At 49.3% G+C, this 26,554-nt stretch carries 27 protein-coding genes and 4 tRNA genes; 14 read left to right on the top strand and 17 right to left on the bottom strand.

All coding sequences use genetic code 11. The annotated features are described in order from the left end of the window. Positions 1 to 188: 188 nt before the first annotated feature. The 17 genes from rplA to def form a co-directional block, all read right to left on the bottom strand. Positions 189 to 881, bottom strand: coding sequence for a 50S ribosomal protein L1 (gene rplA, locus BN3003_RS03760; protein ID WP_058305391.1), 693 nt, complete (start codon positions 879 to 881; stop codon positions 189 to 191). Next, positions 882 to 1,313, bottom strand: coding sequence for a 50S ribosomal protein L11 (gene rplK / locus BN3003_RS03755; RefSeq protein ID WP_058305390.1), 432 nt, complete (start codon positions 1,311 to 1,313; stop codon positions 882 to 884). Positions 1,314 to 1,424: 111 nt separating this feature from the next. Further along, positions 1,425 to 1,958, bottom strand: coding sequence for a transcription termination/antitermination protein NusG (nusG, locus tag BN3003_RS03750; RefSeq protein ID WP_058305389.1), 534 nt, complete (start codon positions 1,956 to 1,958; stop codon positions 1,425 to 1,427). Between the two features lie 2 nt (positions 1,959 to 1,960). Then, positions 1,961 to 2,410 carry a preprotein translocase subunit SecE gene (gene secE / locus BN3003_RS03745; RefSeq protein ID WP_058305388.1) on the bottom strand — a complete coding sequence of 150 codons (450 nt, stop codon included), beginning with the start codon at positions 2,408 to 2,410 and terminating at the stop codon, positions 1,961 to 1,963. 59 nt (positions 2,411 to 2,469) lie between these two features. Next, positions 2,470 to 2,545: transfer RNA gene (locus BN3003_RS03740), tRNA-Trp, on the bottom strand. Between the two features lie 13 nt (positions 2,546 to 2,558). Continuing rightward, positions 2,559 to 3,749 carry an elongation factor Tu gene (tuf, locus tag BN3003_RS03735; RefSeq protein WP_058305387.1) on the bottom strand — a complete coding sequence of 397 codons (1,191 nt, stop codon included), beginning with the start codon at positions 3,747 to 3,749 and terminating at the stop codon, positions 2,559 to 2,561. Positions 3,750 to 3,830: 81 nt separating this feature from the next. After that, positions 3,831 to 3,905 (bottom strand) — tRNA-Thr (locus BN3003_RS03730). Positions 3,906 to 3,916: 11 nt separating this feature from the next. Beyond that, positions 3,917 to 3,990: transfer RNA gene (locus BN3003_RS03725), tRNA-Gly, on the bottom strand. Between the two features lie 30 nt (positions 3,991 to 4,020). Next, a tRNA-Tyr gene (locus BN3003_RS03720) sits at positions 4,021 to 4,104 on the bottom strand. A 109-nt stretch (positions 4,105 to 4,213) separates the two neighbouring features. After that, on the bottom strand, positions 4,214 to 4,468 hold the full coding sequence (locus tag BN3003_RS03715; protein WP_058305386.1) for a YfhL family 4Fe-4S dicluster ferredoxin: 255 nt from the start codon (positions 4,466 to 4,468) through the stop codon (positions 4,214 to 4,216). Positions 4,469 to 4,552: 84 nt separating this feature from the next. Next, complete coding sequence (gene rsmD, locus BN3003_RS03710) at positions 4,553 to 5,116, bottom strand: 16S rRNA (guanine(966)-N(2))-methyltransferase RsmD (RefSeq protein ID WP_082625529.1); 564 nt, start codon at positions 5,114 to 5,116, stop codon at positions 4,553 to 4,555. A gap of 39 nt (positions 5,117 to 5,155) precedes the next feature. Further along, entirely contained in the window at positions 5,156 to 6,433 is a 1,278-nt protein-coding gene (locus tag BN3003_RS03705) for a sigma-54-dependent transcriptional regulator (RefSeq protein ID WP_058305385.1), read from the bottom strand. Next, a complete protein-coding gene (locus BN3003_RS03700; RefSeq protein WP_058305384.1) occupies positions 6,433 to 8,550 on the bottom strand; it encodes a sensor histidine kinase in 2,118 nt (705 codons plus the stop codon). Before BN3003_RS03700 ends, BN3003_RS03705 begins: the two co-directional genes overlap by 1 nt. A gap of 2 nt (positions 8,551 to 8,552) precedes the next feature. Beyond that, positions 8,553 to 9,140, bottom strand: coding sequence for a DUF4390 domain-containing protein (locus BN3003_RS03695; protein ID WP_058305383.1), 588 nt, complete (start codon positions 9,138 to 9,140; stop codon positions 8,553 to 8,555). After that, complete coding sequence (gene rsmB, locus BN3003_RS03690; protein ID WP_058305382.1) at positions 9,106 to 10,359, bottom strand: 16S rRNA (cytosine(967)-C(5))-methyltransferase RsmB; 1,254 nt, start codon at positions 10,357 to 10,359, stop codon at positions 9,106 to 9,108. Before rsmB ends, BN3003_RS03695 begins: the two co-directional genes overlap by 35 nt. Further along, entirely contained in the window at positions 10,356 to 11,288 is a 933-nt protein-coding gene (fmt, locus tag BN3003_RS03685; protein ID WP_058305381.1) for a methionyl-tRNA formyltransferase, read from the bottom strand. Before fmt ends, rsmB begins: the two co-directional genes overlap by 4 nt. Beyond that, positions 11,285 to 11,788, bottom strand: coding sequence for a peptide deformylase (def, locus tag BN3003_RS03680; RefSeq protein ID WP_058305380.1), 504 nt, complete (start codon positions 11,786 to 11,788; stop codon positions 11,285 to 11,287). The genes fmt and def overlap by 4 nt, the downstream gene beginning before the upstream one ends. Positions 11,789 to 11,956: 168 nt before the next feature. Between def and BN3003_RS03675 the strand changes: the two genes are divergently transcribed. The 14 genes from BN3003_RS03675 (at position 11,957) to phoR (ending at position 26,536) form a co-directional block, all read left to right on the top strand. Next, complete coding sequence (locus BN3003_RS03675) at positions 11,957 to 13,219, top strand: LysM peptidoglycan-binding domain-containing protein (RefSeq protein WP_058305379.1); 1,263 nt, start codon at positions 11,957 to 11,959, stop codon at positions 13,217 to 13,219. Between the two features lie 46 nt (positions 13,220 to 13,265). Then, positions 13,266 to 14,369, top strand: coding sequence for a DNA-processing protein DprA (dprA, locus tag BN3003_RS03670; protein WP_058305378.1), 1,104 nt, complete (start codon positions 13,266 to 13,268; stop codon positions 14,367 to 14,369). 15 nt (positions 14,370 to 14,384) lie between these two features. Beyond that, positions 14,385 to 14,843, top strand: coding sequence for a Smg family protein (locus tag BN3003_RS03665; protein WP_058305377.1), 459 nt, complete (start codon positions 14,385 to 14,387; stop codon positions 14,841 to 14,843). Positions 14,844 to 14,936: 93 nt separating this feature from the next. Further along, on the top strand, positions 14,937 to 17,255 hold the full coding sequence (gene topA / locus BN3003_RS03660) for a type I DNA topoisomerase (RefSeq protein WP_058305376.1): 2,319 nt from the start codon (positions 14,937 to 14,939) through the stop codon (positions 17,253 to 17,255). 281 nt (positions 17,256 to 17,536) lie between these two features. Further along, a complete protein-coding gene (gene rbsD, locus BN3003_RS03655) occupies positions 17,537 to 17,926 on the top strand; it encodes a D-ribose pyranase (RefSeq protein WP_058305375.1) in 390 nt (129 codons plus the stop codon). An 11-nt stretch (positions 17,927 to 17,937) separates the two neighbouring features. Further along, positions 17,938 to 19,431: a sugar ABC transporter ATP-binding protein gene (locus tag BN3003_RS03650; protein ID WP_058305374.1), complete on the top strand. Its 1,494-nt coding sequence runs from the start codon at positions 17,938 to 17,940 to the stop codon at positions 19,429 to 19,431. After that, entirely contained in the window at positions 19,418 to 20,359 is a 942-nt protein-coding gene (gene rbsC, locus BN3003_RS03645) for a ribose ABC transporter permease (RefSeq protein WP_058305373.1), read from the top strand. Before BN3003_RS03650 ends, rbsC begins: the two co-directional genes overlap by 14 nt. A gap of 9 nt (positions 20,360 to 20,368) precedes the next feature. Then, a complete protein-coding gene (gene rbsB, locus BN3003_RS03640; protein ID WP_058305372.1) occupies positions 20,369 to 21,325 on the top strand; it encodes a ribose ABC transporter substrate-binding protein RbsB in 957 nt (318 codons plus the stop codon). A gap of 95 nt (positions 21,326 to 21,420) precedes the next feature. Beyond that, positions 21,421 to 21,879 carry a hypothetical protein gene (locus tag BN3003_RS03635; protein WP_147645324.1) on the top strand — a complete coding sequence of 153 codons (459 nt, stop codon included), beginning with the start codon at positions 21,421 to 21,423 and terminating at the stop codon, positions 21,877 to 21,879. A gap of 30 nt (positions 21,880 to 21,909) precedes the next feature. Then, positions 21,910 to 22,506: a DUF4303 domain-containing protein gene (locus tag BN3003_RS03630; protein ID WP_058305370.1), complete on the top strand. Its 597-nt coding sequence runs from the start codon at positions 21,910 to 21,912 to the stop codon at positions 22,504 to 22,506. Positions 22,507 to 22,638: 132 nt separating this feature from the next. Then, positions 22,639 to 23,118 carry a hypothetical protein gene (locus BN3003_RS03625; RefSeq protein WP_058305369.1) on the top strand — a complete coding sequence of 160 codons (480 nt, stop codon included), beginning with the start codon at positions 22,639 to 22,641 and terminating at the stop codon, positions 23,116 to 23,118. 126 nt (positions 23,119 to 23,244) lie between these two features. After that, positions 23,245 to 24,381 (top strand): glutamate 5-kinase, encoded by a 1,137-nt coding sequence (gene proB / locus BN3003_RS03620; protein WP_058305368.1) that lies wholly within the window; start codon positions 23,245 to 23,247, stop codon positions 24,379 to 24,381. A 100-nt stretch (positions 24,382 to 24,481) separates the two neighbouring features. Continuing rightward, the gene (phoB, locus tag BN3003_RS03615; protein WP_058305367.1) at positions 24,482 to 25,180 is read left to right on the top strand and encodes a phosphate regulon transcriptional regulator PhoB; all 699 of its coding nucleotides are present in this window, start codon (positions 24,482 to 24,484) and stop codon (positions 25,178 to 25,180) included. After that, on the top strand, positions 25,181 to 26,536 hold the full coding sequence (gene phoR, locus BN3003_RS03610) for a phosphate regulon sensor histidine kinase PhoR (RefSeq protein ID WP_058305366.1): 1,356 nt from the start codon (positions 25,181 to 25,183) through the stop codon (positions 26,534 to 26,536). Positions 26,537 to 26,554: the final 18 nt, after the last annotated feature.

The raw sequence follows: 26,554 nt of genomic DNA, 5'->3' as shown, positions 1-26,554 counted from the left end.
TCCCCAGCTCGGCAACCAAGAAAAAGACATTTTACAAACAGATGTTTGTAACACAATCAATTTCGGGACTACCGTCTGCGTAGGGTAAGTTTAAATCCTTGCGGATCCCTACGGTCTTGGACATCTACTTAAATAAGTAGCCCAATAAAGCGGCCTGTAAATGACTCACAAGCCGCTCCAAAACTTAATTAGTTGGTACTGGCAGTATCAACACGCACGCCCAAGCCCATAGTGCTTGAAACGGCGATTTTTTTCACATATTGGCCTTTGGCAGCAGCAGGTTTTGCTTTTACCAAAGCGTCCAACAATGCATTGAAGTTTTCACGCAAGTCAGCTTCAGCGAAAGAAGCGCGACCGATGGTAGCGTGAATGATACCTGCTTTATCAGTACGGTATTGAACTTGACCGGCTTTGGCATTTTTAACTGCTTCAGCAACGTTAGGAGTCACAGTACCTACTTTAGGGTTAGGCATCAAACCACGTGGGCCCAAGATGGTACCCAATTGGCCAACAATGCGCATAGCATCTGGAGAAGCGATCACAACATCAAAATCCATGTTGCCTTTTTTCACTTCATCAGCCAACTCTTCCATACCAACGATGTCAGCACCGGCTTCACGAGCAGCGTCTGCGTTAGCACCTTGGGTGAACACAGCCACGCGAGTGGTTTTACCAGTACCTTTAGGCAACACCACTGCGCCACGAACCACTTGGTCAGATTTACGAGGGTCAACACCCAAGTTAATCGCAACGTCGATAGATTCGTCAAATTTAGCAGTCGCGCCAGTTTTAACGGTAGTGATGGCTTCGTCGATAGCATACAATTTGTTGCTGTCTACAGAAGCGCGCAAAGCTTGCAAACGTTTAGAAATCTTAGCCATTTACACGCCCTCCACTTCAATACCCATAGAACGAGCAGTACCAGCGATGATGCGTACTTTTGCATCCAAGTCAGCGCCAGTCAAATCAGGTTCTTTGGTTTTGGCAATTTCTTCCACTTGAGCACGAGTGATTTTACCCACTTTGTTGGTCAATGGATTAGAAGAGCCTTTTTGCAAGCCGGCTGCTTTTTTCAACAACACAGATGCTGGAGGGGTTTTCATCACGAAAGTGAATGATTTGTCAGCGTACGCAGTAATCACTACTGGTACTGGCAAACCTGGCTCCATGCCTTGAGTTTGGGCATTGAACGCTTTACAGAATTCCATGATGTTCAAACCACGTTGACCCAATGCTGGACCAACTGGAGGTGATGGATTGGCTTTACCTGCACCAATTTGCAGTTTAATGTAGCCTACAACTTTTTTTGCCACTTTGATTCTCCGATAGTGGGTATAACGCGGACCATCCGCTTCCCAAAAAAAACAAGGTCTACAATTATAGACCTTGTTTTTTTATTTTGCAAGTACAAGTTGTTAAATAAACTAAACTTTTTCAACCTGCGTGAAATCCAGCTCTACTGGGGTTTCGCGACCGAAAATTTGTACTGACACACGCAATTTGTTGCGTTCGTAATTCACTTCATCCACCACACCATTGAAATCTGCGAATGGACCTTCGTTCACACGAATACGTTGACCCACTTCAAATTCAACCTTAGGTTTGGGCTTTTCGCCACCGGTTTGAATTTGCTGCATGATGGCATCGACTTCACGCTGGGTAATTGGCAACGGACGGTTGGCCGTACCACCAATGAAACCGGTTACACGCGGTGTTGATTTCACCAAATGCCATGAGTCGTCGGTCATTTCCATTTCCGCCAACACATAACCTGGGAAGAATTTGCGCTCACTTAAAGTGCGCTTGCCATTTTTGATGTCCACCACTTCTTCAACTGGCACCAAAATCTGACCGAAATAATCTTGCATGCCTTCACGCTCAATGCGCTCTTTCAGGGTTTTTTGCACATTCTTCTCAAACCCTGAGTAAGCATGCACTACATACCATTTTTTAGCCATGTTTAACCCCTTTTCAACAACACATCATAGAACAGCCACGCAATTAACGAATCAGCCATCCACATGAAGCCTGCCAAAACCGCCACAAAAGCCACCACATACAAAGTTGTACGCAAAGCTTCAGGCCGCTCTGGCCATACTACTTTTTTCACTTCAACAAAAGCACTCTTAATGTAAGCAATCATACGCTTACCCAAGTGCGTTGCGAAGAATACAATTGCCAAGGCAATCACCACACCCACTGCAGTAATCAGTCCACGCACATACACATTTAACTGTGGTAAGGCGTAAAAAGCCCAAACAGCGGCTGCAACGACCAACAAGGCAACGACGATCTTAACCAAATCAGCTGCTTTGTTTTTCTTTGCTTCCGCTTGTGCTTGAGCCTTCACTTCTGCCTTAGAATGGATTCTTGGTTTTACAGCCTTAGTAGGCTGAGTCTGGTTATCCATAAAGCACTTTCTAACAATAAAAAAAGACTAACCAACCTAAAGGCCGATTAGTCTTGATTTGGCAGGCCAAGAGGGACTCGAACCCCCAACCCTCGGTTTTGGAGACCGATGCTCTACCAATTGAGCCATTGGCCTTTAAACTATGTCGTTATTTAATTACAGATGCTACAACACCTGCACCAACGGTACGACCACCTTCGCGAATCGCGAAGCGCAAACCATCTTCCATGGCGATAGGCGCAATCAACTCTACAGTGATTGATACGTTTTCACCTGGCATTACCATTTCTACGCCTTCACCCAAAGTAACTGCACCAGTTACGTCAGTTGTACGGAAGTAGAACTGTGGACGGTAGTTAGCGAAGAATGGAGTATGACGGCCACCTTCTTCTTTAGACAATACATACACTTCAGCAGTGAATGTAGTGTGTGGTTTGATGGTGCCTGGTTTAGCCAATACTTGACCACGTTCAACGTCTTCACGTTTGGTACCACGCAACAACACACCTACGTTGTCACCAGCTTGACCTTCGTCCAACAATTTGCGGAACATTTCCACACCGGTACAAGTGGTTTTAACAGTGTCTTTCAAACCAACGATTTCGATCTCTTCGCCTACTTTTACGATACCGCGTTCGATACGACCAGTCACTACAGTACCGCGACCAGAGATAGAGAATACGTCTTCGATAGGCAACAAGAATGGTTTGTCAACAGCACGTTCTGGAGTTGGGATGTAAGAATCCAAAGCCGCAGCCAATTCCAAGATTGCTGGTTCGCCGATTGCTGATTGGTCGCCTTCCAAGGCTTTCAATGCAGAACCTTTGATGATTGGGCAGTCGTCGCCTGGGAAGTCGTAGCTTGACAACAAGTCACGGATTTCCATTTCAACCAATTCCAACAACTCTTCGTCGTCAACCATGTCACATTTGTTCATGAATACCAAGATGTAAGGTACACCTACTTGGCGACCCAACAAGATGTGTTCACGAGTTTGTGGCATAGGACCATCAGCAGCTGAACATACCAAAATCGCGCCATCCATTTGAGCCGCGCCAGTGATCATGTTTTTAACATAGTCGGCGTGTCCTGGACAGTCTACGTGAGCGTAGTGGCGAGTTTCTGTTTCGTATTCAACGTGTGAAGTGTTGATGGTAATACCACGTGCTTTTTCTTCAGGCGCGTTGTCGATTTGATCGTAGGCTTTAGCAGCACCACCAAATGCTTTAGACAATACTGTGCACAAAGCAGCAGTCAAAGTAGTTTTACCATGGTCAACGTGACCAATGGTGCCAACGTTTACGTGCGGTTTGCTCCGCTCGAATTTTTCTTTAGCCATGGCTATTCCTAAGTCCTAGTTTGTTTGTTGCAAATAATTGAGTAAACAAAACCACAATTGGTGTTGCAGTATATAAGATTATGGTGCCCATGGGCAGATTCGAACTGCCGACCTCTCCCTTACCAAGGGAGTGCTCTACCCCTGAGCTACATGGGCTTGTGTCTTCTTGGAGCGGGTGAAGGGAATCGAACCCTCACCGTAAGCTTGGAAGGCTTCTGCTCTACCATTGAGCTACACCCGCGCTACAACTCCAACAACTACAAGATTCTTGTGGTGGAGGGAGAAGGATTCGAACCTTCGAAGCTCGCGCAACAGATTTACAGTCTGCCCCCTTTGACCGCTCGGGAATCCCTCCACAAGAGAGGCTGCATATTAATGCTTCATTTGCAGCCCGTCAACATCAATTTTCAGCGTATTTCCGTAAAATAAATTAACAATCTGTTTTTTATAATAATTAATTTGAATTAATTTTTGTCTGCTTGCAGTTTTTCGTACTTGGCCTGTAACTGTTCTTCAGTTTCAGGATGGACTTCATCAATCAAAATACAATCCACTGGGCACACTTGTTGACATTGTGGTTCATCATAGTGACCAATACATTGGGTACACAGGCTAGGGTTGATTTCGTAAATCTCATCACCCTGGTATATGGCATCGTTTGGGCATTCTGGCTCACACACGTCGCAGTTGATGCACTCATCGGTAATAAACAAAGACATTTGCTGTTTCCATCAATTAAGCATAACAAACCTGATATTGTTACAGTTTCAGGACTTATTGGCAAATTATTTGCCTAAGCACAATTATAAATCAATATCTTGCACTAATGCCAAACCATAATGACTTTGACCCGCTGCATCTTGCTTAGACCATTGTAACCAATCAGGTAGTTGTGGTAATTGCGCTGCCTCAACATACACCAAGGTGTCCGCGTGGCAATGCTGTTGCAACAAAGACCACAACGTATCCCACTCCAACCAACGGTAAGGTGGGTCCAAAATGATGACATCGTAAACCTGCGATGCGGCCTGTAAATACGTTTTGGCATCTTGCTGATGCACCAACACATGCTCTAACTGCAATTCTTGTATCACAGCGCGTATGGTGCCTGCTGTGTGGCGGTTTAATTCCACCACATCAACGCGCTCAGCGCCGCGTGAAGCCGCTTCAAATGCCATCACGCCACTGCCGCCGAACAAATCCAAGACGCTTTGCCCATGCAAACGTTGCCCCAGCCAATTAAAGACCTGCTCACGCACTCGGTCTGGCGTTGGTCGCAAACCTTCTGCCTCATCAAAACGCACCAAACGGCGGCGATGGCTGCCACCGATGATGCGCACTTGTTGTTTGTGTTGTTTGTTTTTCATACTGCTTAAACTAAAAAGCTGCCTACAGGCAGCTTGTGATTAATCGGCTTTCTCAGCTTGGCGCTTAGAAAACTGCACGCCCAATTGCTTTAATTTGCGGTACAAATGGGTACGTTCTAAACCCACTCTTTGCGCCACACGGCTCATATTGCCATTTTCTTGGGTAATATGATATTCAAAATAGCGTTTTTCCAATTCCTCGCGCAATTCACGCAGCGGCAAATCAAAATTGAAGCCACCCGACACATGATTGCTTTGCGGCTGCTTAAACTGTGACAGCAAAGCCACCACTTGCGGCGCATCCACCGTACCGTGATCGGCATTCAAGGCCAAACTCTTGAGCACGCTTTTTAACTGTTCTAAATTGCCCGGCCAATCGTATTGACGCAATGCATTTTGTGCTTGCACCGTCAGTTTCACCACCGGAATTTGGCGATTTTCAATCAACTCTGCCAATAAGTAATTGATGACCGATACCAAATCATCGGCTTGCTCGCGCAGCGGCGGCACAGCCACCATAGAATTGGCAAACGCATTGATTAAGGTCGATTCATACTCAGACTGGGTCAACATCTCTTCCAGTGGGCGACTGCAATAGGCGACAATGCGTGCAGGATATTGATCGGCTTTTTGAATCAAATCCACTACCGCACGTTGTGCTGCAATCGACAATTGCGACACATCACCCAGATACAACACGCCTTGCTGGGCTTTTTGTAACAATTCCAAACCCGCATCCAGCAATTGTTCTGGCTTCGCAGGTGTCACCCATGCCGTACCACTACCCGCTAAGGTTCGGGCCACCAATTCAAAAGGCGAGCCTTTTTCACCAGTCAACAACACGGGGTATTTGTTCTTTTGTATCTTTACCAACTGTGCATTCAGGCCGCTCATGGCAGCGCTATTGCCCAATTTTTCTAAGGTTAAGGTACTGGCTTGCTGCATTTGACCGTATTTCAACGCACGTTGCACGGTGGTCAACAATTTTTGCAAAGCAATCGGTTTTTCCAAGAAATCCAAAGCACCGATTTTGGTCGCCTCAACTGCTGTGTCTATGCTGGCATGACCACTCATCATCACCACAGGCATATTCAATTGTCCCGATTGTGCCCACTCTTTTAACAAAGTGATTCCATCACAATCCGGCATCCAAATATCCAGTAAAACCATTGCTGGTCTGGTTTGATTGCGCAGTTGACGAGCTGTTTCAGCATCTTCTGCCTCAGTTACGGTATAGCCTTCATCTTGTAAGATTTCAGACAATAAGTCCCGTATACCGACCTCATCATCAACGATTAATATGTCTGTACTGCGCATTATTCCTCCACATTGGGCAAAATGATTCGTATTACCGCACCACCAGAGTCTTGATTGGCTATGGTGATCTTGCCTTGATGATCATCGATGATCTTCTTCACCACAGACAAACCCAAACCTGTACCGTTTTTCTTATCTGTTACATATGGCTCAAATGCTGTCGCCAAAATACTGGGGTTAAAACTTTTGCCATTGTTGGCAATCACCAAAGACACCACATCCCCTTCAATCTCCGCTTTGACACCAACCACGGGATGTTCGTCTTCTTCTGCTGCTTCTGCCGCATTTTTAAATAAATTGTGCAACACCTGACGCATCAAGGCAGTGTCTATGCGCACTTTTAAAGGCATCTTACCCAAATCAGCTTGAAATTGACAGTTGCTGCTTTCGTACAATACCAAAACCTCACCCACCACTTGCCGCAAATCCTGCACCACAGGCCGCAAAGCGGGCGAGCGAGCATAATTGCGAAACGCTTCTACCATGTCTTTCAAGGCCGCCACCTGTTTCACGATGGTATCGGTAGAGCGAATTAAAATGCGAGCATCATCTTCGGCGAGCTTGTCCTGCAATTTCCATGCCAGCCGCTCTGCCGACAACTGTATCGGCGTCAAAGGATTGCGTATCTCATGTGCCAAGCGTTTGGCCACTTCGCCCCATGCCGCTTCTTTTTGCGCTTGCACCAAATCGGTCACATCATCAAACACAATCACCGTATGCGACATTTGCTCATAAGTGATGCGCGTGGCTTTGATGAGTAAAATCTGTGCTTTGTCCAGGCCCACATAATCCATTTGCACTGGCGCACTGTCATCCATCTTACCCAGCACCTGTACCACGATTTGCCCCAGCACCGCCCATTGACTGGAAATATGCCCCCAATCGCTTAAGGCATGGTGTTCAGCCACAGACAAATCCATGCCCAATATGTGCTCAGCGCTGTCATTATAAGAGCGCAAAACCCCTTGTGCATTGAGCGAAATCACCCCTGTAGTCAGACTGGCCAACACTTGTTCCAGATACGCTCTCGCCTGCTCTTGTTGCAAACGATTGCGCTCCGCCAACTGTTGCGCCACATTCAATTGCTCGGTCATGCGGTTAAACAAGCTGCTGAGCATGCCCATTTCATCGGCACGCAATACCGGACTTTTCTGACTGAAATCGCCTTGCGCCACCGCACGCGTACCATCTGCCAAAGCCGATAAAGGTGCCACAAAACGGCGTGAAAAATACAGTGCCGCCGCCAAGGCCAATGACATGGACAACAGGGTTGCCATCAGCAAAGTCATTAGGAAAAACGTCTGCAGGCCGCGTTTAGCATAACTCAAATCCGCATATTTACCACGAGCAGCCTCAATTAAAATCGCATCTTGCGCGATGGCCTTGGGCACGGGTTTGCGGAAAAATAAAATGATATCAGCATTATCAACATTTGGTATCGAAACCCAACCACGAATGTACAAAGTATCGTGTATCGACTCCAAACCACCAATCGCACCTTGTTGCTGCAATTTCTGCATATCGGCACGGCTTAAAGTAGGCCAATCAAATTGCTGCCCACCACCGACTTTGGCCATCCATCGCTGTTTGTGCAAATCCCAGGTCGCCAATTGTCGATAACCGTCATGCGGACGCAAACGTTGCTGCAATAAAGAAGTGGCATTTTCTTGAAAAGACAAGGCGCGGGCCAATTCAATTTGCAAAGGCACAGCATCGCGCAAAGCCTCTTCCACGCTGTTTTCCAACGCTACTTTACTCAGATTCAAACTGCGCTCTAAAGCCACCTCGGTTTCATTGCCAAACCAAGAATTGATGCTGTGGCGGATAAACTGTGCCGACACCCCGAATAAAAACAACCCTGGTAACACCGTCACCAGCACAAACATCAAGGCCAAGCGTCTGGCAATGCGCGTACCAAATACCCGTTTGCGCCCGTCTTGCCACAACTGCCACAATTGCTTGCCCACAATAAACAACAACACCAACAAAGCCAGTGCATTGCAGCCAAATATCCACCAGAAATAGTCAGACAAAATCGACGCATGCCCAGTGGCAATGGTCAACATGTACAGCAATAACATGGTCACAACCGCCATGCCCAACACAAAAATGCGCATGTTTAGCCCGCCCTCACCCGCAAACGCACCCAGCCCGAATCCAAATTCCAATTTTTGGAGCTTAAGGTATTCACTTGAAAAGGTTTGGGCAATTGGTTACTGCTGAGATTCAAGCGCACATTGGCTTGTATTTGATTGGCGTCGCCACGCGCGAATGTGGACTTGGGATGCACTTGCCAATTGGCAATGCTGCCCACTGCCCGCAAGGCAGTGTCCAGCTGGGAATATTCGGTGGAAAACGTGCCCACCGTCACGCGGTATTTGTCGGTAAGGGGATGGTAAGACAGCCGGTAAATCACCGGCTTGACCGTATCCACCAAAGGATTGAAGCGCATGTTGTAAGCCAACAGCTTGGGCGCGACCAATTGGTAATTCAATTCAAAATTCAAGGTCACACCTTGTCTTAAAGCATCCTGTAAAGCCGCAGGCAGCGTGGTATTGAAGCGACTGTTCACATTTAACTGCCCTTGCGTGCCTATCACCGCCTCTGCGCGGGTAGCGCGCATGCTTTCTGCTTGGGCGGCCACAGCCCAACCCAAGCACAAAGCCAATAGGCTAAACTTTATCAATAAGCGCGTAATAAAAGCCATCTTGTGCATCATTCGGCAGGAGTTGCTCTTCTAAACGCAAACGCGCATCGGCATGTCGACTGAGCATAGCCTGCAGTTGTTGGTGATTTTCTTCGGGAAAGATCGAACATGTAGCCAATAACATGCGACCACCCACTTTGACGGTAGACCACAACACATCCAGCATTTTATGTTGCTGCAATGCAACAGTGTTGGCATCGTTTTTGCGACGCAGCCATTTGATGTCAGGATGGCGCTTGACCACACCTGAGGCCGTACATGGCACATCGGCCAACACCGCATCAAACTGCGTACCATCATACCAGCCATCCAATTTCGCTGCATCGGCGGCCTGTAAATGCGCGGGTAAACGCAGGCGTTCAATGTTCTCAGCCACGCGCTGTAAGCGTTTGGCATCCACATCCAAGGCCAGTAAATCAACATCGGCCAGCTCTAAAATATGACCCGTTTTGCCCCCAGGTGCCGCACATGCATCCAAAATGCGCTCACCTGTTTGTGGATTCAGCAACAAAGCGGCCTGTTGTGCACCCCAATCTTGCACCGATACCACACCCTCAGAAAACTGTGGTAAATTTACAACAGATGTTGCTTGTTTCAGACGCACTGCCTGTTCACCCACCACACTGGCTGCTATGTCATGCTCGGCCAGCACCGCCAAATAAGCCTCAGCAGTCATGTGGCGGCGGTTCACGCGCAGCGTCAATGGCGGTGGCAATTGGCTGGCGGCGACGATATTGTGCCAATGCTTGGGATAATCGCTTTTGAGTCGTTCTATCCACCACAATGGAAAATTGTATTTGGCCTCTGGGTCTTGCAACACCACTTTGGGCAATTTGCATTCTTCGCGGATGACTTGGCGCAAAACCGCGTTGATTAAGGATTTGAATTTGCCATTGGCAAGTTTACTGGCCGCTTGTACCGCTTCGTTCACCACCGCATGTTGTGCATTTTGCGTGTACATCAATTGGTACATCGCCACAATGAGCAAGGCTTCCAATTTCGGCTCAGGCAAAGGCTTGGGCACGCGCAAACGCAAATAACCATTGAGGCTGCCACGATAGCGTTGTGAGCCATAGGACAAATCTTGGATGGTGCCCCACTCTTGCGGCGTCCATTCATATTGCGCCCGCACTTGCGTCAACACATCGTTTAAATTGGCACCTGCCGCTACTTTTAAATACACCTGAGCGGCCTGTAACTGGATTTTTCCCAAACTCATGCTAGTCTTTCAAATTGTTGCGCAAGCAAATCGCTGTGACCTGCGACAAAAGCCGAGGCGGCCATGCGCTTGCTGCCACTGGCTTGCAATTCGGTCAGCAAAATGGCACCTGCGCCTGTTTGCACGGTGATACCGTGCTTGTCGGCAGCGATGATTTGACCAATATGGCCTTGTGTCTGCGTGTTCACCATCGTACTCGCCCATACTTTAATGACATTGCCTTGCAAACTTGTCCATGCACCGGGCACAGGATTCAGAGCACGCACTTTATTGTGTATGTGTTCAGCACTGAGTGACCAATCAATTTGGGCATCGGCTTTGGACAGTTTCTGTGCATACGTCACGCCAGCTTCTGGCTGCGGCACTTTGATTAATGTAGTCAAATCTGCCAAAGCCGCCACAATGGCATCCGCACCCAATAGGGCCAAATCATCGTGTAATTGCGCCGCTGTGGTCGTGTCAGTTATCGGCGTGCGACGGATCAACAACACATCGCCGGTATCCAAACCCACATCCATTTGCATGATGCACACACCAGACTCCTTGTCACCGGCCTCAATCGCGCGCTGTATCGGCGCAGCACCGCGCCAACGCGGCAATAAAGAAGCATGGATGTTCAAACAGCCATAGGTCGGAATGTTCAATACGGCTGCTGGCAATAACAAACCATAGGCAGCTACCACCATCACATCGGCCTGTAAATCGCGCAATTGTTGTTGCGTGTCAGCATCTTTCAAGTGCTCAGGCTGCCACACCGGCAAGCCATGCTGCAATGCCAAGGTTTTGACGGGTGATGGGGTCAATTTCATACCGCGACCTTTGGGACGGTCGGGCTGGGTCAATACTGCCAACACCTCGTGTCCGGCAGCCAGTATCGCCGCCAAAGCACTGGCAGCAAAATCAGGGGTTCCTGCGAAAACAATCTTCATGAGGCTTCTTTTTCGCGTTTTTTCAATTTGGTTTTGATGCGGTCTTGCTTCATGCGTGACAAATGTTCGACAAAGACTTTGCCATTCAAATGGTCTAATTCGTGTTGTATGCAAATGGCCAACAAACCATCGGCATGCAAGGTAAACGCCTCACCTTTTTCATTCAAGGCTTCAACGGTCACGGTTTCAGAGCGGTGTACTTTGTCAAAAATGCCCGGCACCGACAAACAGCCTTCTTCATACACAGTGTCGCCATCGCGCTCGGTGATTTTGGCATTGATGAATACCTGCAACTGATTTTTGTCTTCAGACAAATCAATCACCACCACTTGTTCGTGCACATTCACTTGGGTGGCGGCCAAGCCTATGCCGGGGGCGTCGTACATGGTCTCAGCCATGTCTTTGACCAATTGCTGAATGCGTTCATCGACTGCCTCAACAGGTTGCGCAATTTTATGTAAGCGCTCATCTGGATAATGTAAAATGTCCAAGATTGCCATCTTGTCACTCCTTAAAAACGGTAATTACTGCGGATATATGACTAAATTGACGACACTATCATTATTTTCAAGGTAATATGATTGAAAAACTGGATTTCATCCATGCAAATAATCTATGATTTAGTCAAATTGGCAGCAGTGTCAAAATAGTACAAATAAGGGAAAATCATGCAAAGAACCATTATAACCTTGCTTTGCGCCGCAGGCTTAGTCATTTCAACGCAAAGTTTTGCGCAAACACTGTCTTTACGTAAAGATGCCCCAGCCCGTTACACCGTCAAATCCGGTGACACTTTGTGGAGCATTTCTCGCCATTATTTACGCAGTCCATGGCAATGGCCACAACTGTGGGGCGCGAATCGCAGCCAAGTGCGCAATCCGCATTTGATTTACCCCGGTCAAACTTTGGTGTTGCGCTATGTCAATGGTCAACCGGTATTGGGTTATGAAGATGGCGGCAACATTCCTACGATTAAATTGACACCCGGCGTGCGCACGGTTTCTGATGGTTATGGTATCAACACCATCAATATGAACTTGGCGCAAACCTTTATGCGCACCCCGCAAATCATCTCTACTGAAGAATCCAAAAACGCACCTTACATCATCGAAGGCCCTGACAACCGCGTGATTTATTCACCGGGTGACCGCGTTTACGCTTACGGCTTGACCGAACCAGGTACGTATTACAGCTACCGCGTGACCAAAGACATCCGCGACCCAGACACCAATAAATTCATCGGTCGTGAAATCACCATCACCGGCAAATTGGAAGTGGTTAATTTCAAGCCAACCGCTTGGGAACAACGTGAAGACGATGTCAACCAACGCTTGAACGACGATGAGTATTACACCAAGAAACACCCATTGTTGAAATTCCCAACCACCACCGCCCAACCGATGGTGATTCGTGAAGTGTCGTCTGAGGTATTGAAAGACGACTACTTGATGAAAGAACCGGATTTCTTGACCACTGGCTTGCACTTCATGCCACACGCACCTGCATCGCCGATTGATGCCAAAGTCTTGTCCATTATTGATGGCGTCAGCGAAGCGGCGCAATTCCAAACCGTGGCCATCAACCAAGGGACGGTGCAAGGCGTGGACCCAGGTACGGTCGTGAGCATATACCGCAAAACCAAAACCCACAAAATTGAGCGCAAAGGCAAAGACAGCGGCCCGAAATACCGCTACATCTCTATGCCAGCGGAAGAATTGGCCTTAGCGATGGTCTACCAAGCCAATGACAATGTGTCTTATGCCTTGATTTTGGACAGCTTGCGCAACATCAGCATAGGCGATACCGTGCGCGAGCCGGGTCGTGATTTGGATGATTTCCCAGAAACCACCGAACACGCGCCAAATGATCCGCAAGAACCACATTATTATGACAATGGCCGCTACAACCGTGGCGACTACATCAAATACTGATGCACACAGCGCACCTTAAGGGTGCGCTTTTTTGTGGGAGTATGCCATGCAAGAGCGAGAACGTTTGGCACATCTTGAACTTGCGCTCACGCCGCAAGTCGGCGCCATGACGTTCTTAAAACTGTTGCAAGCCTTTCCCAATGTGCAAGACATTTGGCAAACCTCTGCTGCTACCCTGTCTCAAATCGTTTCCAACAAAGCCGCGACTGCCATACGTGAGCACCAAGGCCTAAGCCATTTACAGGCCGCATTAGACTGGCAAGCACTGCATCCCGACAACCATTTGCTGTGTTTGGCCGACGATGACTATCCATTGGCACTCAGTGAAATCGACTCACCGCCACCATTGCTGTTTGCGCGCGGTGATGTGGGCTTGCTCAATCTGCCCAGCGTTGCCCTCATTGGCAGCCGCCATGCCAGTGCCAGTGGTTTGCACATTGCCCATGACATGGCGGCAGAGTTGGCTGCTTATGGTGTGTGCATCGTGTCAGGTTTTGCCGCTGGTATAGACACTGCCGCCCACCAAGGCTGCTTACATGCGCAAGGCAAGACCATCGCGGTCTTGGGCACGGGCATCGATCGGGTCTACCCCGCTGCCAATTTGGATTTGGCCCATCAAATCAGTGCCACTGGCTTATTATTGTCCGAGTTCCCTTTGGGCACCGCGCCTATCAGTCACAATTTCCCGCGCCGCAACCGCATCATTGCCGGTTTGGCGCAAGCCATCGTGGTGGTAGAAGCGACACTGGAATCGGGCTCTTTGATTACCGCGCGTTTGGGTTTGGAAATGAACAAAGAAGTGATGGCGGTGCCCGGTTCCATCCACAACCCACACAGCAAAGGCTGTCATGCCTTAATCAAACAAGGTGCGAAACTGGTTGAAACCGTGCACGACATATTAGAAGAGTGCCCATTATTGCCACAGATGCGGCCTGTAAATTCACAGACCGCATCCACGTCCAACCCAACCACATGTATTAATGAATCCACTGCACTCTTGAAAGCGATGGGTTTTGACCCCATACATCCTGATCAACTGGTCGATAAACTTGGCATCAGCGCCACAGATGTGTATGCTGAACTCCTGCAGTTAGAGTTACAAGGCAAAATTGCTGCTCTTTCGGGCGGCCGTTACCAACGAATTACTTGATAAAGTGGATGGATTATGTTCGATGTCATTGCCTTCTTAATTGAAAATTTCCAAGATTGGGAAACCTGCCCTAAGCAAGACGATTTGGGTCATTTATTGGCCGAGGCGGGTTTTGACGGTGAAGAGATACACGATGCTTTGACCTGTCTGGAAAATCTGACCAGCAGCTTGAGCATGGATAACTCGGTCTTAGACGATTGTCCGTATGTGCGTGTGTTGAGCCAATACGAGCTGGACATCTTGCCCGAAGAAGTGATTCATTTGTTAAGCTTCTTGCAAGAAGAAGGCGGCATCAGCCCAACCCAGCGCGAACTCATCATCCACATGTTGACCCAATTGCCCGATGAAGACATTACCGTCGACCACACCAAATTACTGGCCTTGATGGTGTTATGGCTGCACCAAAGCGAACTGCCCATTTTAATTGGCGATGAATTATTGGTTGCCTTGCATGGCAATACCATGATGCAATAACGGTTAGGCTACTCAAATACCTACCGCAAAACGCAGCCATAAGCTGCGTTTTGCTCACTTTGCCTCACAAAATAACCTAGTGATAAGACAAATATGGCGAAAAACCTGTTGATTGTGGAGTCTCCCTCCAAAGCCAAAACCCTGAAAAAATACTTAGGTGCCGACTTTGAAGTGTTGGCATCGTATGGCCATGTGCGCGATTTGGTACCGAAAAGCGGCGCCGTCGACCCTGAAAACGACTTTGCGATGAAATACCAATTGGTCAGTCGCAACAGCAAACACGTCGACGCCATCGTACAGGCCGCCCGTGAAGCCGAACACCTCTATCTCGCCACCGACCCGGATAGGGAAGGTGAAGCGATTTCTTGGCATTTACAGCAAATTTTGGATGGCAAACGCGGCCTGAAAACCTTGCCCAAAGAGCGGGTGGTCTTTCATGAAGTGACCAAAAAAGCCGTGTTAGACGCCATTGCCAATCCGCGTGCCATTTCGCAAGAATTGGTCGATGCGCAGCAAACGCGCCGCGCCTTGGACTATTTGGTCGGCTTCAATCTGTCGCCATTATTGTGGAAAAAAATCCGTCGCGGTTTGTCCGCTGGTCGGGTGCAAAGTCCTGCTTTGCGCTTGATTTGTGAACGTGAAAACGAAATCAAAGCCTTTACCGAGCAAGAATACTGGTCGGTACACTTGGACAGCCACAAAGGCCGCAGCAAATTTGCCGCCAAACTCACCCATTATCAAGGTGACAAACTCGAGCAATTCGCACTGCCCAATGAAGCCGCACAACAAAGCGTGATTGATGATTTGACGGGCAAAGAAGCCAAAATCATCAAAATCGAGAAGAAAAAACGCAGCCGCAATCCAGCCGCACCGTTTACCACCTCGACTTTGCAACAAGAAGCTGTGCGCAAATTGGGCATGACCACCGACCGCACCATGCGCACTGCACAGCAATTGTATGAAGGTATTGATGTTGGCCAAGGTGCGATTGGTTTGATTACCTATATGCGTACCGACTCGGTGACTTTGTCTGAAGACGCTTTGGTAGAAATTCGCCACTATATTGAAAACAAGCTCGACAAGAATTTCTTGCCTAGCAAGGCCAATGTGTACAAAACCAAATCGAAAAATGCGCAAGAAGCGCATGAGGCCATACGCCCTACTTCGATTTACAGGACGCCTGATGAGGTCAAACCGTTTTTAAACAACGACCAATTCCGCCTCTACCAAATGATTTGGAAACGCACCGTGGCCAGCCAAATGACGCCGGCCAAATTCGATTTGACCTCGGTCGACATCGCAATGGGCAATGGCATCTTCCGCACCACTGGTCAAATTCAAACTTTCGCCGGCTTCTTAAGCGTGTATGAAGAAGACACCGACGACGATGAGGACGGCGAAGAAGGCAGCAAAAAATTGCCAGACATGAGCGAAGGCGATGTCTTGCCCGTGGACGCGCTGCGCGGTGAACAACACTTCACCCAACCGCCGCCACGCTATACAGAAGCCTCATTGGTAAAAGCCTTGGAAGAATTTGGCATCGGTCGACCATCGACTTACGCCAGCATCATTTCGACCTTGAAAGACCGCGAATATGTGACTTTGGATCAGAAGCGCTTCACGCCGACCGACACCGGTGACATCGTCAACAAATTCCTCACCGAGCATTTTGGCCAATACGTGGACTACAATTTCACCGCCAAGCTAGAAGACCAATTGGACGACATCGCCAGTGGCAAACGCAAATGGCAACCGGTGATGAAAACCTTCTGGAAAGACTTTGACAAACAAGTCAAAGAAAAAGAAGACATCCCGCGCGCGCAAATCACCTCTGAAGAAATCGATGAAGTGTGCCCGAAATGTGGCGATCATAAATTGATGATTAAATTTGGCAAACGCGGCCGCTTCATCGCCTGCCAAGGTTATCCAGACTGCGACTACACTCGCAACGTCAACGAAACCGCCGAAGAAGCCGCCAAAGCAGCGGAAGAGCCGACCGAAGTCGAAGGTCGTTTCTGTCCGAAATGTGGTGGTCAGTTGATTTACAAAAAAGGCCGTTTTGGCAAATTCATCGGTTGCAGCAATTACAACAGCAAACCGAAATGCACTTACATCGAACCTTTGGAGAAAAAAGACACCGGTGTGGCCTGTCCGAAATGTGGCAAAGGCCATTTGATTGAGCGCAAGAGCCGTTATGGCAAATTGTTCTACAGCTGCGAGACCTATCCCGATTGTGATTACGCTGTGTGGAACCCACCGATTAACGAGCCATGTCCAAAATGTCAATGGCCGCTGTTGACCATCAAAACCACCAAACGCCGTGGCACCGAAAAAGTGTGTCCACAAAAAGAATGTGGTTATGCGGAGCAAATTGAAGCGCCAGAAGCCAAAAAAGCAACAGAAGAAGAATAAGTTGTTTTAAAACCCATAAGCGGCCTGTAAACCATTTACAGGCCGCTTTTATTGCGTCTGAGCCTGCTGTGACAACTGCTTTGCATGCGTTGACATTTACTGCGCTTGCTACATTCCAAATAGATAATAAATGCCATTAATCAGTTGTATTTAGCAAATTTACACTCAAAGAATGCTCAAATTTGTTACCATTACGCCTTTTCCCACCCGATTAAACTCAGCGGTGATGCAACCATGCCCACGCATAGGCTTTCATCAGCGCTGTAAGATTGTTTATTTTCATGAAAAAACACGGCATTTTAAACCGCGAATTAGCGGGCATTTTTGCGAAACTGGGCCATACCGACCAAATCGTGATTGCCGACTGTGGCTTGCCGATACCCGACGGCGTCACCTGCATAGACTTGGCCTATGCGCTGGGCAAGCCCTCATTTACCGAAGTATTGGCCGCAGTTTTGGCAGATGTGGCAGTCGAATCCAGTGTTTGCGCCCATGAAATCACCGCTCACAACGCAGATTTATGGCAACACCTGCAAGCCTTGTCCTTAAACCCCTCGCAAGTGTCACACGAGGCGTTCAAACAGCAAACCGCCCATGCCAAAGTAATCATACGCACGGGTGAAGCCACGCCGTATGCCAATATTATTTTGCAAAGCGGCGTGATTTTTTAAAAGGATACTCCATGATACAAATGACGGGGATTTGCAAATCCTTCAGTGGCAATCAGGTGTTGAATGAGGTGTCGTTTGAACTGGCCAATGGCGAAATCCATGCCTTGATGGGCGAAAATGGTGCCGGCAAATCTACGCTGATGAAAATCTTAAGCGGCATCCACCACAAAGACAGCGGTCACATCAGCGTCGATGGGCAAGAACAGCAGTTCAAATCCATACGCGATTCGGAACGCTGCGGCATCCATGTCATCCACCAAGAATTGAACATCTTGCCCGACTTATCGGTGGCAGAAAACCTGTTCTTGGGCAAGGAATTGACTTACGGCTTTGGCATCATGAAGCGCGCCGAAATGCGCCGCCAAGCGCATGATTTGCTGTGCAAACTGGGCTTGGACATAGACCCGAAAACCCGCGCCGGTGACTTATCGGTGGGCAAACAGCAATTGGTGGAAATAGCCAAAGCCATCGCCTCCGATGCCAAATACATCGTGATGGACGAGCCCACTGCTGCCCTCACCGACCGCGAAATCCAAACCTTGTTTGAAACCGTGCGTGAGCTCAAAGCCAAAGGCATCTCTTTTGTCTACATCTCTCACCGCATGGAAGAAATTTTCGCCATTTGCGACCGCATCACCATTTTGCGCGATGGCGGCTATGTCGGTGTGCGCGACATTCCCACCACCAGCTTCGATGAAATCGTGGCGATGATGGTCGGACGCGAATTGGGTGAGCGTTTTCCCGAACGCGCCCACCACATTGGCGACATCAAGCTGAGCGTCAATAACTTATCGGCACCGCATGTGTTTGAAAACGTGTCGTTTGATTTGCGCAAAGGTGAGGTGTTGGTCTTGGCTGGCTTGATGGGTGCAGGCCGCACCGAAGTGGCACAAACACTGTTTGGCGCGCGCAAAGCCAGCAGTGGCAGCATCACCATTGATGGGCAAGCGGTGAAAATTCACAATCCGATACAGGCAATGCAACACAAAATCGGCTTTGTTACCGAAGACCGCAAAACCGAAGGCTTGTTATTGGATTTTTCCATCCAAGACAACATCATGCTGACCAATTTCGACAAGACGTGTCGCATGGGCATTACCCAACCCGCCAGCGAAAACCAATTCGTGCAAAAATTCATCGACCAACTAGCGATACGCACACCGAATGCACAATTGGCGGTGAAAAGCCTGTCGGGCGGCAATCAACAAAAAGTGGTTTTGGCCAAATGGTTGGGCACTGAGCCTGACATCTTGATTTTGGACGAACCCACGCGCGGCGTCGACATCGGCGCCAAAAAAGAAATTTATACCATCATCAATCAACTGGCTGAAGCTGGCGTGGCCATCCTGATGATTTCTTCGGAATTGCCCGAAGTCATCGGCATGGCAGACCGTGTGTTGGTTATGCACGAAGGCCGCATCACCGGAGAGGTACACAAAAACAATATGACTCAAGAAAACATCATGCATTATGCTACTGGAGGTGACAAATATGTCCTCCACTAATACCAAAGCCTTGTTATCGCGCTTGGGCCCATTCTTTGGGCTGTTGTTGCTCATCATCGTCATCACCGCGATGAATCCCAGCTTCCTCACTGCCAGCAATATTTTGAATGTGTTGCGTCAGGTATCCATCAGCGCCTTAATCGCGTTTGGCATGACGTTTGTGATTTTGACCCGCGGCATAGATTTGTCAGTCGGTTCGACTTTGGCCTTAACCGGCGCCGTGGCCGCGACCTTGCTCGCTTCAGGGACTGATCCTATCTTGGCCATGGGCGCTGCGATGTTGCTCGGTTTAATTTTAGGCACCATCAATGGCTTAATCATCACCAAAGGCCGCGTGGCACCGTTCATCGCCACCTTGGCCACCATGACCATTTACCGCGGCTTAACCTTGGTGTATACCGATGGCCGGCCTGTATCCGGCTTGGGCGACTCGATTGCGTTCCAAATGATGGGCAAAGGCTATATGCTCGGCATTCCCGTACCTGTCGTGACCACGGTATTGGCGTTTGCCGCCTTGTATTTCATCTTGCACCACACCACGTTTGGTCGCCGCGTTTACGCCGTCGGTGGCAATGAAGAAGCGTCCAAACTGTCAGGCATTAACATCGACCGCATCAAAATCGGCGTGTATGCCATCACCGGTTTGCTCGCCTCTGTTTCAGCCTTGATTTTGACCTCACGTTTGAATTCTGCCCAACCGACTGCGGGCGAGTCGTATGAATTGGATGCGATTGCAGCCGTGGTTTTGGGCGGTACTTCGCTCAATGGTGGTCGTGGTTGGATTTTTGGCACTTTGGTGGGCGCACTCATCATCGGTGTGCTCAACAATGGCATGAACCTCATCGGCGTATCGTCTTTCTTCCAATTGGTGGTCAAAGGCGTGGTCATATTATTGGCAGTCTTGCTCGATCGTAAAAAAACAGCTTAAGGAAAACCCATGAAAAAATTATTCACCTCTGTGCTGGCCATGTTGGCACTGTTTTGGTTGGCGGCCTGTACCTTAGAAAACGGTGCCAGCAGCAATAGCAACGCCGCCTCTGGCGCCAGCAGCGATGCCAAACCCACTGCGGTGACTGGCGACAAAACCATAGGCTTGTCGATTTCTACCTTGAATAACCCATTCTTCGTGACTTTGAACGACGCCGCCAAAGCCAAAGCCGACAGCTTGCAAGCCAAATTGACTGTGGTCGACGCGCAAAACGACGCCTCTAAACAAGCGGCCGACGTTGAAGACTTGATTCAACAAGGCGTGAAACTGATCATCATCAACCCTGTGGATTCGGCTGCGGTCGCTTCTGCAATTGAATCTGCCAACAAAGCCGGCATCCCAGTGATTACCGTTGACCGCTCAGCCGGTGGTGGCAAAGTGATTTCTCACATCGCCTCTGACAACATTGCCGGTGGCAAATTGGCGGGCGAGTATATGTTGAAATCCATCGCCGCAGGCTCTGATGTGGCAATGTTGGAAGGCGTGGCCGGTTCTTCTGCCGCCATTGAGCGCGGCGAAGGCTTTACCAAAGCAGTAGAAGGCAAAGTGAAAATCGTTGCCAGCCAAACCGCTGATTTCGACCGCTCTAAAGGTTTGTCAGTGATGGAAAACATCTTGCAAGCCAACCCTAACATTAAAGCCGTGTTCGCCCAAAACGACGAAATGGCCTTGGGTGCTTTAGAAGCGATTGCCGCGGCCAAAAAAGACATCATGGTCATCGGTTTTGACGCCACCGCCGATGCCGTGGCCAAAGTCAAAGCAGGCAAATTGGCTGCGACTGTGGAACAACAACCGAAATTAATCGGCGAACAAGCCATCGATGCCGCCGTGAAATACTTAAGCGGCGAACAAATCCCCGCATCGATTCCAGTGGAATTGAAATTGGTGACCAAAGACGCTCAATAAGCAGTATTTGAGTGATCGCACTTTATTGAGCACGCAAGCGTCCTGTAAGATGATTACAGGACGCTTTTTTTATACCAGATGATTTGGAGATGCTTATGCAAGACCAGCAACCCCTTACATTGGATGCCAATCTAGTCAACCAATGGCTGTTTTACATTCCGATGGTCACGAATGCTCTGTTAATTCTGTTGTTATTACAAGAGCCAGGATTTCACTCCTTACATGTGCCGGTATGGGTGGGTGCGCTTTGTTTGCTTGTGTATGTATCCAAAAGCCAACTGAAATTTTCATCCTTGCGGCCTTCATTTAAGCAGCAAAAATTCAAACAAGTCTTTTCCCGACTCTGCCTGTTTTTTGTCTTTGGTCCGCTGTGTTGTGCCATTAATTTGTTCCTCTCCCTCATGCCGGCAGACTACCAATGCGGTCCATATTGCTTTAACAGCCAAGCCATGTTTACCCTATTCACCAGCCTCGCTCTACAAGTGGGCATTTATTTCATGTCAGTGGCGCTGTTAGCCGATAAGTTTACTGAAAACCCTCCTCGGCCCGTTTAAATCCATACCCTATATTTAAAGGATGTGTACATGAACACAACCCCATTCCATCCCGAACTCGATAGCGCCTTGCGCACCTATTTACAGGCCGCTTTTGAGTGGATGCGCAACCACCATGCGCACGAACAATTCTATGCCGTCGGTTTGGGCATGGTTGAAGACATTTGTGGCTTTTTCATTGTGGGCAACACACTGGAGCGCTTGGCTGCTTTAGCCGATGGTTTGGAAGACAGCACAGACGCCGACAAGATTTACTATTATTGGAGCATTTCCGAATGGCTCAGCGACGAGTTTCGCGGCTTGCCCAATTTGGTGCACAATGCCGCTACTGCCTTGGCCGAAGGTTTAGACGATGAGGCTTACGATGCCTTGCGCCTTACCTACCAAGAACACATCTTAAACGTGCTTGCCGACATGCGCAGCCAAGGTTTGCTCTGCAATGCCCAAGGCGAAGAGCTGTGGGTATGGTTGCAATACGCCGATGCCTATGATGAAGATTTCGACGATGTCAGCTTCGCCCGCCTCAACCCGCCGGAACTGAGCGCCTTATTCCAGCGCCGCTACGACGCCAAACACGCCAACCTCAGCCAAGTATTGCAAACGCGTTTAAATGACTTGACTGCATAGTAAATACAAGCGGCCTGTAAAGGGGATTTGAAGCTTACAAGCCGCATCCCATTTATGAATATGGTCTTAAACTTGCTGTGATGCCTGTGTTCATGGCTGTTGCCATGGGCGTTTCTATTTAAGGGAAATCACATGAAAACCATGAAAACTTCGACATGGCTGTTTGCTGCCTTATTGCTTGCTACCTCTGTGGGCAGCTTTGCCAGCACCCAAGGCTATCTGAATGCCAAACAAAAAATCTCCAATGACATCGTCAGCTGTTTGAAAGATGGTGGCATGGAAGGTAAAGCAGCCATCAATGAATGCTATCTCGCTGCGGCAGAAAGTTTTGGCAAGCTGGGCGACCAATATGTGCAAGCTGGTTTGAAAAAAAGCCAAGATGCCAGCCAAAAGAAATACCTGCAACAGCTGAAAAAAGACCACCAACAAGCATTGAAAGTGTGTGAACGCAAGCAGCAAAGCGAAAGCTTTGAAGCCTCGTACGATTGCATGTTGGATGCGTCCAAAAACTATGCCTTACAAGGTTCCCAATATGCGCCGGGCAAGGACATGACCACCAAACAATGGAATGATGAAATCCTCAACACCGCCAAATACCGTACCCGTTATTGATGTCAGTAAGTATGCGGCCTGTAAAGCAGATTTAAAGTTTACAGGCCGCTTGCAGCGCCGTGCTTGCCTTTCGATAAAAGCTTAAATGGATTATCATGACGGCCTTGTTGTTGTGAGCACACACCCATGAAATCCATCGCAGACGCGCATATTTTAGTCATCAAAGTCGGTTCCAGTTTGGTCACTGCCGAAGGCAAAGGCATAGACTTGGCGGCCTTGTCCAAATGGGCGGGGCAAATTGCCGAACTCAAGGCCCAAGGCAAGCAAATTGTGTTGGTGTCCAGCGGCGCCATCGCCGAGGGCATCAAGCGTTTGGGTTGGACGGCAAGGCCAAAAGCCTTGAACGAATTACAGGCCGCTGCGGCGATAGGCCAAATGGGTTTGGCGCAAGCGTATGAGCAGGTGTTTGCCGAATTTGGCATCCAAACCGCGCAAATCTTGCTCACGCACGAAGACTTGAGCAACCGCATGCGCTATTTGAATGCGCGTTCGACCTTGCGCACGCTGCTGGACTGGAATGTGGTGCCCATCATCAATGAGAACGACACCGTCACCACCAATGAAATCAAGCTCGGTGACAACGATACTTTGGGCGCGTTGGTGACCAATTTGATTGAAGCCGATGCGCTGCTGATTTTGACCGACCAAAGCGGCCTGTATGACAGCGACCCACGCAAAAATCCCGATGCCAAGTTCATCTCCGAAATTGCTGCCGACCATCCAGAATTGGAAAGCATGGCCGGTGGTGCGGGTTCGGCCGTCGGTACAGGTGGTATGTACACCAAAGTCGTAGCGGCCAAACGCGCGGCTTTGGGCGGCGCAGCGACCTTGATTGCTTCGGGGCATGAGCCAAACTTATTACAGCGTTTGAGCCAAGGCGAAGCCATAGGCACTTGGCTCACGCCGGCACGCTCGCGCATCTCGGCGCGCAAGCAATGGATGATGGGGCATTTGCAATTGTCAGGCTCTGTCATCATCGACAACGGCGCCGTCATTGCCTTGTCACAGAAACACTCCAGTTTGTTGCCCATAGGCTGCGTGGCCGTCAATGGCCAATTCCACCGCGGTGCGGTGATTTCGGTATTGAACCAAGCCGGTCAAGAAGTGGCGCGCGGCTTGGTCAATTACAGTAGTGAAGAAATCGAGAAAATCCTGCGCCTGCCATCGCACCAAATTGAGGCCAAACTCGGTTATGTGGCTGAGGAAGAGGTATTGCACCGTGACAATCTGGTGATACGCTCGGCATTCCGAACTCCTGCTTGAGCTTTCTGTCACAAATACTGCGGCGTTGTCACAATACCGTCACACCAGCCCATTATGCTCTAGCCTTAACACTTTGTAGCCTATTTGAGGAATGATTGCGATGAGTACCATTAATGTCTTGGTGGTTGAAGATGAGGAAGCCATCCTCACCTTGATACAATTCACACTGGAACAGGCCGGATTCAATGTCACTGGCTGTACCAGCGTCGAAGCTACCAAGCCATATTTATTGGAAAAACTGCCCGATGTGGTGTTGCTCGATTGGATGTTGCCCGGCACCTCTGGCATACAGCTGACCAAGCAATTGCGCCAAGATGCGCGCACCAAAGACTTGCCGATCATCTTGCTCACCGCGCGCAGTGACGATGTCGATAAGGAAATGGGTTTGAATCTGGGCGCAGACGATTATTTGACCAAGCCGTTTTCACCGCGCGAATTGGTGGCACGCGTCAATGCCTTGCTGCGCCGCCGTGCCCCGCAAAAGACCAGCGAAGTCATAGACTTGGCCGGCATTGCCCTAGACCCAAATGAGCGCACCGTCATCGGCAATGGCCAAGCCATTCATTTTGGCCCTACCGAATTCAAACTGCTGCATTTCTTCATGACCCATGCCGACCGCGTCTACACCCGCCGCCAATTATTGGATTTGGTTTGGGGCGACCATGTGTTTGTGGAAGAGCGCACCGTCGATGTGCACATCCGCCGCTTGCGCCGTGCCTTGGCGCCGGCACAACTGGAAAACTTGGTGCAAACCGTGCGTGGCGCGGGCTACCGCTTCTCGCAAAAAGAAAGTGCGTAGATGAACCGTTTTGCCTGGCAATGCTTGCGCACCATTGCGGTGTTCGCCATCATTGGTTTGGTCACTGGCTTGATTTGGGGTGCAGGCAACGGCCTGATGGCGTTTTTGGGTTTGCTGTCGCTGTGGTTGTTTGCACACCTGTGGCAAATCGGCCAATTGATTGCGTGGTTAGAACGTCCCAAGCCTTCCACCATCCCCACCGGCGTGGGCGTGTGGCAGCAAGTGTTCAATACACTGATGCTGCAAGCGAAAAGCCGCAAACGCCGCAAACAAAAAATCACCCTAGCCTTGCAGCGTTTTTACCATGCTTCTGAAGTGATGCCCGATGGGGTGATGATTTTGAACCAAGAAGGCCGCATCGAATGGATGAATTCGGTGGCGCGCGAGCACTTCATGCTGCAAACCGACGATGTGGGTGGCATCTTGGCCAATTTGGTGCGCCAACCGGAGTTTCACCAGTTCATGGCCAATGACGCCGCCGATGCCTTGCACGAATTGAAATTGGCCTTGCCCACCCGCAAAGGCTTGCCGCGCACCGTCATCATCAAGCGCACCCCTTTTGACAAACACATGCAGTTATTGGTAAGCCAAGACATCACGCCGATGGAGAAGCTCAACCAAACCCGCTCCGATTTCATTGCCAATGTGTCGCATGAATTGCGCACGCCACTGACAGTCATCAATGGCTTTGTCGAAACCATGCAAGACTTGCCGAATTTACCGGCCGACAAACGCGAGCAGTTTTTGGCGCTGATGAAAAAAGACAGCGACCGCATGTTGACCTTGCTCGACGATTTGCTGACTTTGTCGCGCTTGGAAAACTCCGACCCCAGCAACAAATTGCAGCCAATTAATCTGTCGGCCTTGGTCGAGCAATTGAGCCAAGAAGGCATTACCTTATCCGCCGGCAAACAAAGCTTCAGCACCGACATTGCCGCCAATTTGTGGATACAAGGGGTGCAATTGGATTTGTACAATGCCTTGAGCAATTTGGTCTTCAATGCCGTACGCTACAACCACGAAGGTGGCCACATAGACATACGCTTGCACACGGATGACCACATCACCGCCCGTTTCAGCGTCAGCGACAATGGCCCCGGCATCGCCGCCGAACACATCCCGCGTTTGACCGAGCGCTTTTACCGCGTCGATGCCGGACGTTCGCGTGCCAGTGGCGGCACTGGTTTGGGCTTGGCCATCACCAAACATGCGTTGGCCGAACACGGCAGCCGTTTGGAAGTGGAATCCACCGTCGGCAAAGGCAGTGAGTTTGCAGCAGAATTTGATTTAATCAGCAAACCACAAGCAGTGTCTTTATCGGGCAGTGATGCCCCAACAGAATTAAGCACGGCATAATTCACATACACGCAATGC

Source organism: Vitreoscilla massiliensis, from assembly GCF_001457815.1.
Taxonomy (GTDB): Bacteria; Pseudomonadota; Gammaproteobacteria; order Burkholderiales; family Neisseriaceae; genus Vitreoscilla; species Vitreoscilla massiliensis.
The sequence above is the reverse complement of the archived record's forward strand: the minus strand, read 5'-3'. Positions and strand labels throughout refer to the sequence as shown.

Excerpts from the sequence above, each read along its gene's own strand:
- rplA (WP_058305391.1), bottom strand. The coding sequence starts at position 881 with ATGGCTAAGATTTCTAAACGTTTGCAAGCTTTGCGCGCTTCTGTAGAC.
- nusG (WP_058305389.1), bottom strand. The coding sequence starts at position 1,958 with ATGGCTAAAAAATGGTATGTAGTGCATGCTTACTCAGGGTTTGAGAAG.
- secE (WP_058305388.1), bottom strand. The coding sequence starts at position 2,410 with ATGGATAACCAGACTCAGCCTACTAAGGCTGTAAAACCAAGAATCCAT.
- tuf (WP_058305387.1), bottom strand. The coding sequence starts at position 3,749 with ATGGCTAAAGAAAAATTCGAGCGGAGCAAACCGCACGTAAACGTTGGC.
- BN3003_RS03715 (WP_058305386.1), bottom strand. The coding sequence starts at position 4,468 with ATGTCTTTGTTTATTACCGATGAGTGCATCAACTGCGACGTGTGTGAG.
- rsmD (WP_082625529.1), bottom strand. The coding sequence starts at position 5,116 with ATGAAAAACAAACAACACAAACAACAAGTGCGCATCATCGGTGGCAGC.
- BN3003_RS03705 (WP_058305385.1), bottom strand. The coding sequence starts at position 6,433 with ATGCGCAGTACAGACATATTAATCGTTGATGATGAGGTCGGTATACGG.
- BN3003_RS03700 (WP_058305384.1), bottom strand. The coding sequence starts at position 8,550 with ATGCGCATTTTTGTGTTGGGCATGGCGGTTGTGACCATGTTATTGCTG.
- BN3003_RS03695 (WP_058305383.1), bottom strand. The coding sequence starts at position 9,140 with ATGGCTTTTATTACGCGCTTATTGATAAAGTTTAGCCTATTGGCTTTG.
- rsmB (WP_058305382.1), bottom strand. The coding sequence starts at position 10,359 with ATGAGTTTGGGAAAAATCCAGTTACAGGCCGCTCAGGTGTATTTAAAA.
- fmt (WP_058305381.1), bottom strand. The coding sequence starts at position 11,288 with ATGAAGATTGTTTTCGCAGGAACCCCTGATTTTGCTGCCAGTGCTTTG.
- def (WP_058305380.1), bottom strand. The coding sequence starts at position 11,788 with ATGGCAATCTTGGACATTTTACATTATCCAGATGAGCGCTTACATAAA.
- BN3003_RS03675 (WP_058305379.1), top strand. The coding sequence starts at position 11,957 with ATGCAAAGAACCATTATAACCTTGCTTTGCGCCGCAGGCTTAGTCATT.
- dprA (WP_058305378.1), top strand. The coding sequence starts at position 13,266 with ATGCAAGAGCGAGAACGTTTGGCACATCTTGAACTTGCGCTCACGCCG.
- BN3003_RS03665 (WP_058305377.1), top strand. The coding sequence starts at position 14,385 with ATGTTCGATGTCATTGCCTTCTTAATTGAAAATTTCCAAGATTGGGAA.
- topA (WP_058305376.1), top strand. The coding sequence starts at position 14,937 with ATGGCGAAAAACCTGTTGATTGTGGAGTCTCCCTCCAAAGCCAAAACC.
- rbsD (WP_058305375.1), top strand. The coding sequence starts at position 17,537 with ATGAAAAAACACGGCATTTTAAACCGCGAATTAGCGGGCATTTTTGCG.
- BN3003_RS03650 (WP_058305374.1), top strand. The coding sequence starts at position 17,938 with ATGATACAAATGACGGGGATTTGCAAATCCTTCAGTGGCAATCAGGTG.
- rbsC (WP_058305373.1), top strand. The coding sequence starts at position 19,418 with ATGTCCTCCACTAATACCAAAGCCTTGTTATCGCGCTTGGGCCCATTC.
- rbsB (WP_058305372.1), top strand. The coding sequence starts at position 20,369 with ATGAAAAAATTATTCACCTCTGTGCTGGCCATGTTGGCACTGTTTTGG.
- BN3003_RS03635 (WP_147645324.1), top strand. The coding sequence starts at position 21,421 with ATGCAAGACCAGCAACCCCTTACATTGGATGCCAATCTAGTCAACCAA.
- BN3003_RS03630 (WP_058305370.1), top strand. The coding sequence starts at position 21,910 with ATGAACACAACCCCATTCCATCCCGAACTCGATAGCGCCTTGCGCACC.
- BN3003_RS03625 (WP_058305369.1), top strand. The coding sequence starts at position 22,639 with ATGAAAACCATGAAAACTTCGACATGGCTGTTTGCTGCCTTATTGCTT.
- proB (WP_058305368.1), top strand. The coding sequence starts at position 23,245 with ATGAAATCCATCGCAGACGCGCATATTTTAGTCATCAAAGTCGGTTCC.
- phoB (WP_058305367.1), top strand. The coding sequence starts at position 24,482 with ATGAGTACCATTAATGTCTTGGTGGTTGAAGATGAGGAAGCCATCCTC.
- phoR (WP_058305366.1), top strand. The coding sequence starts at position 25,181 with ATGAACCGTTTTGCCTGGCAATGCTTGCGCACCATTGCGGTGTTCGCC.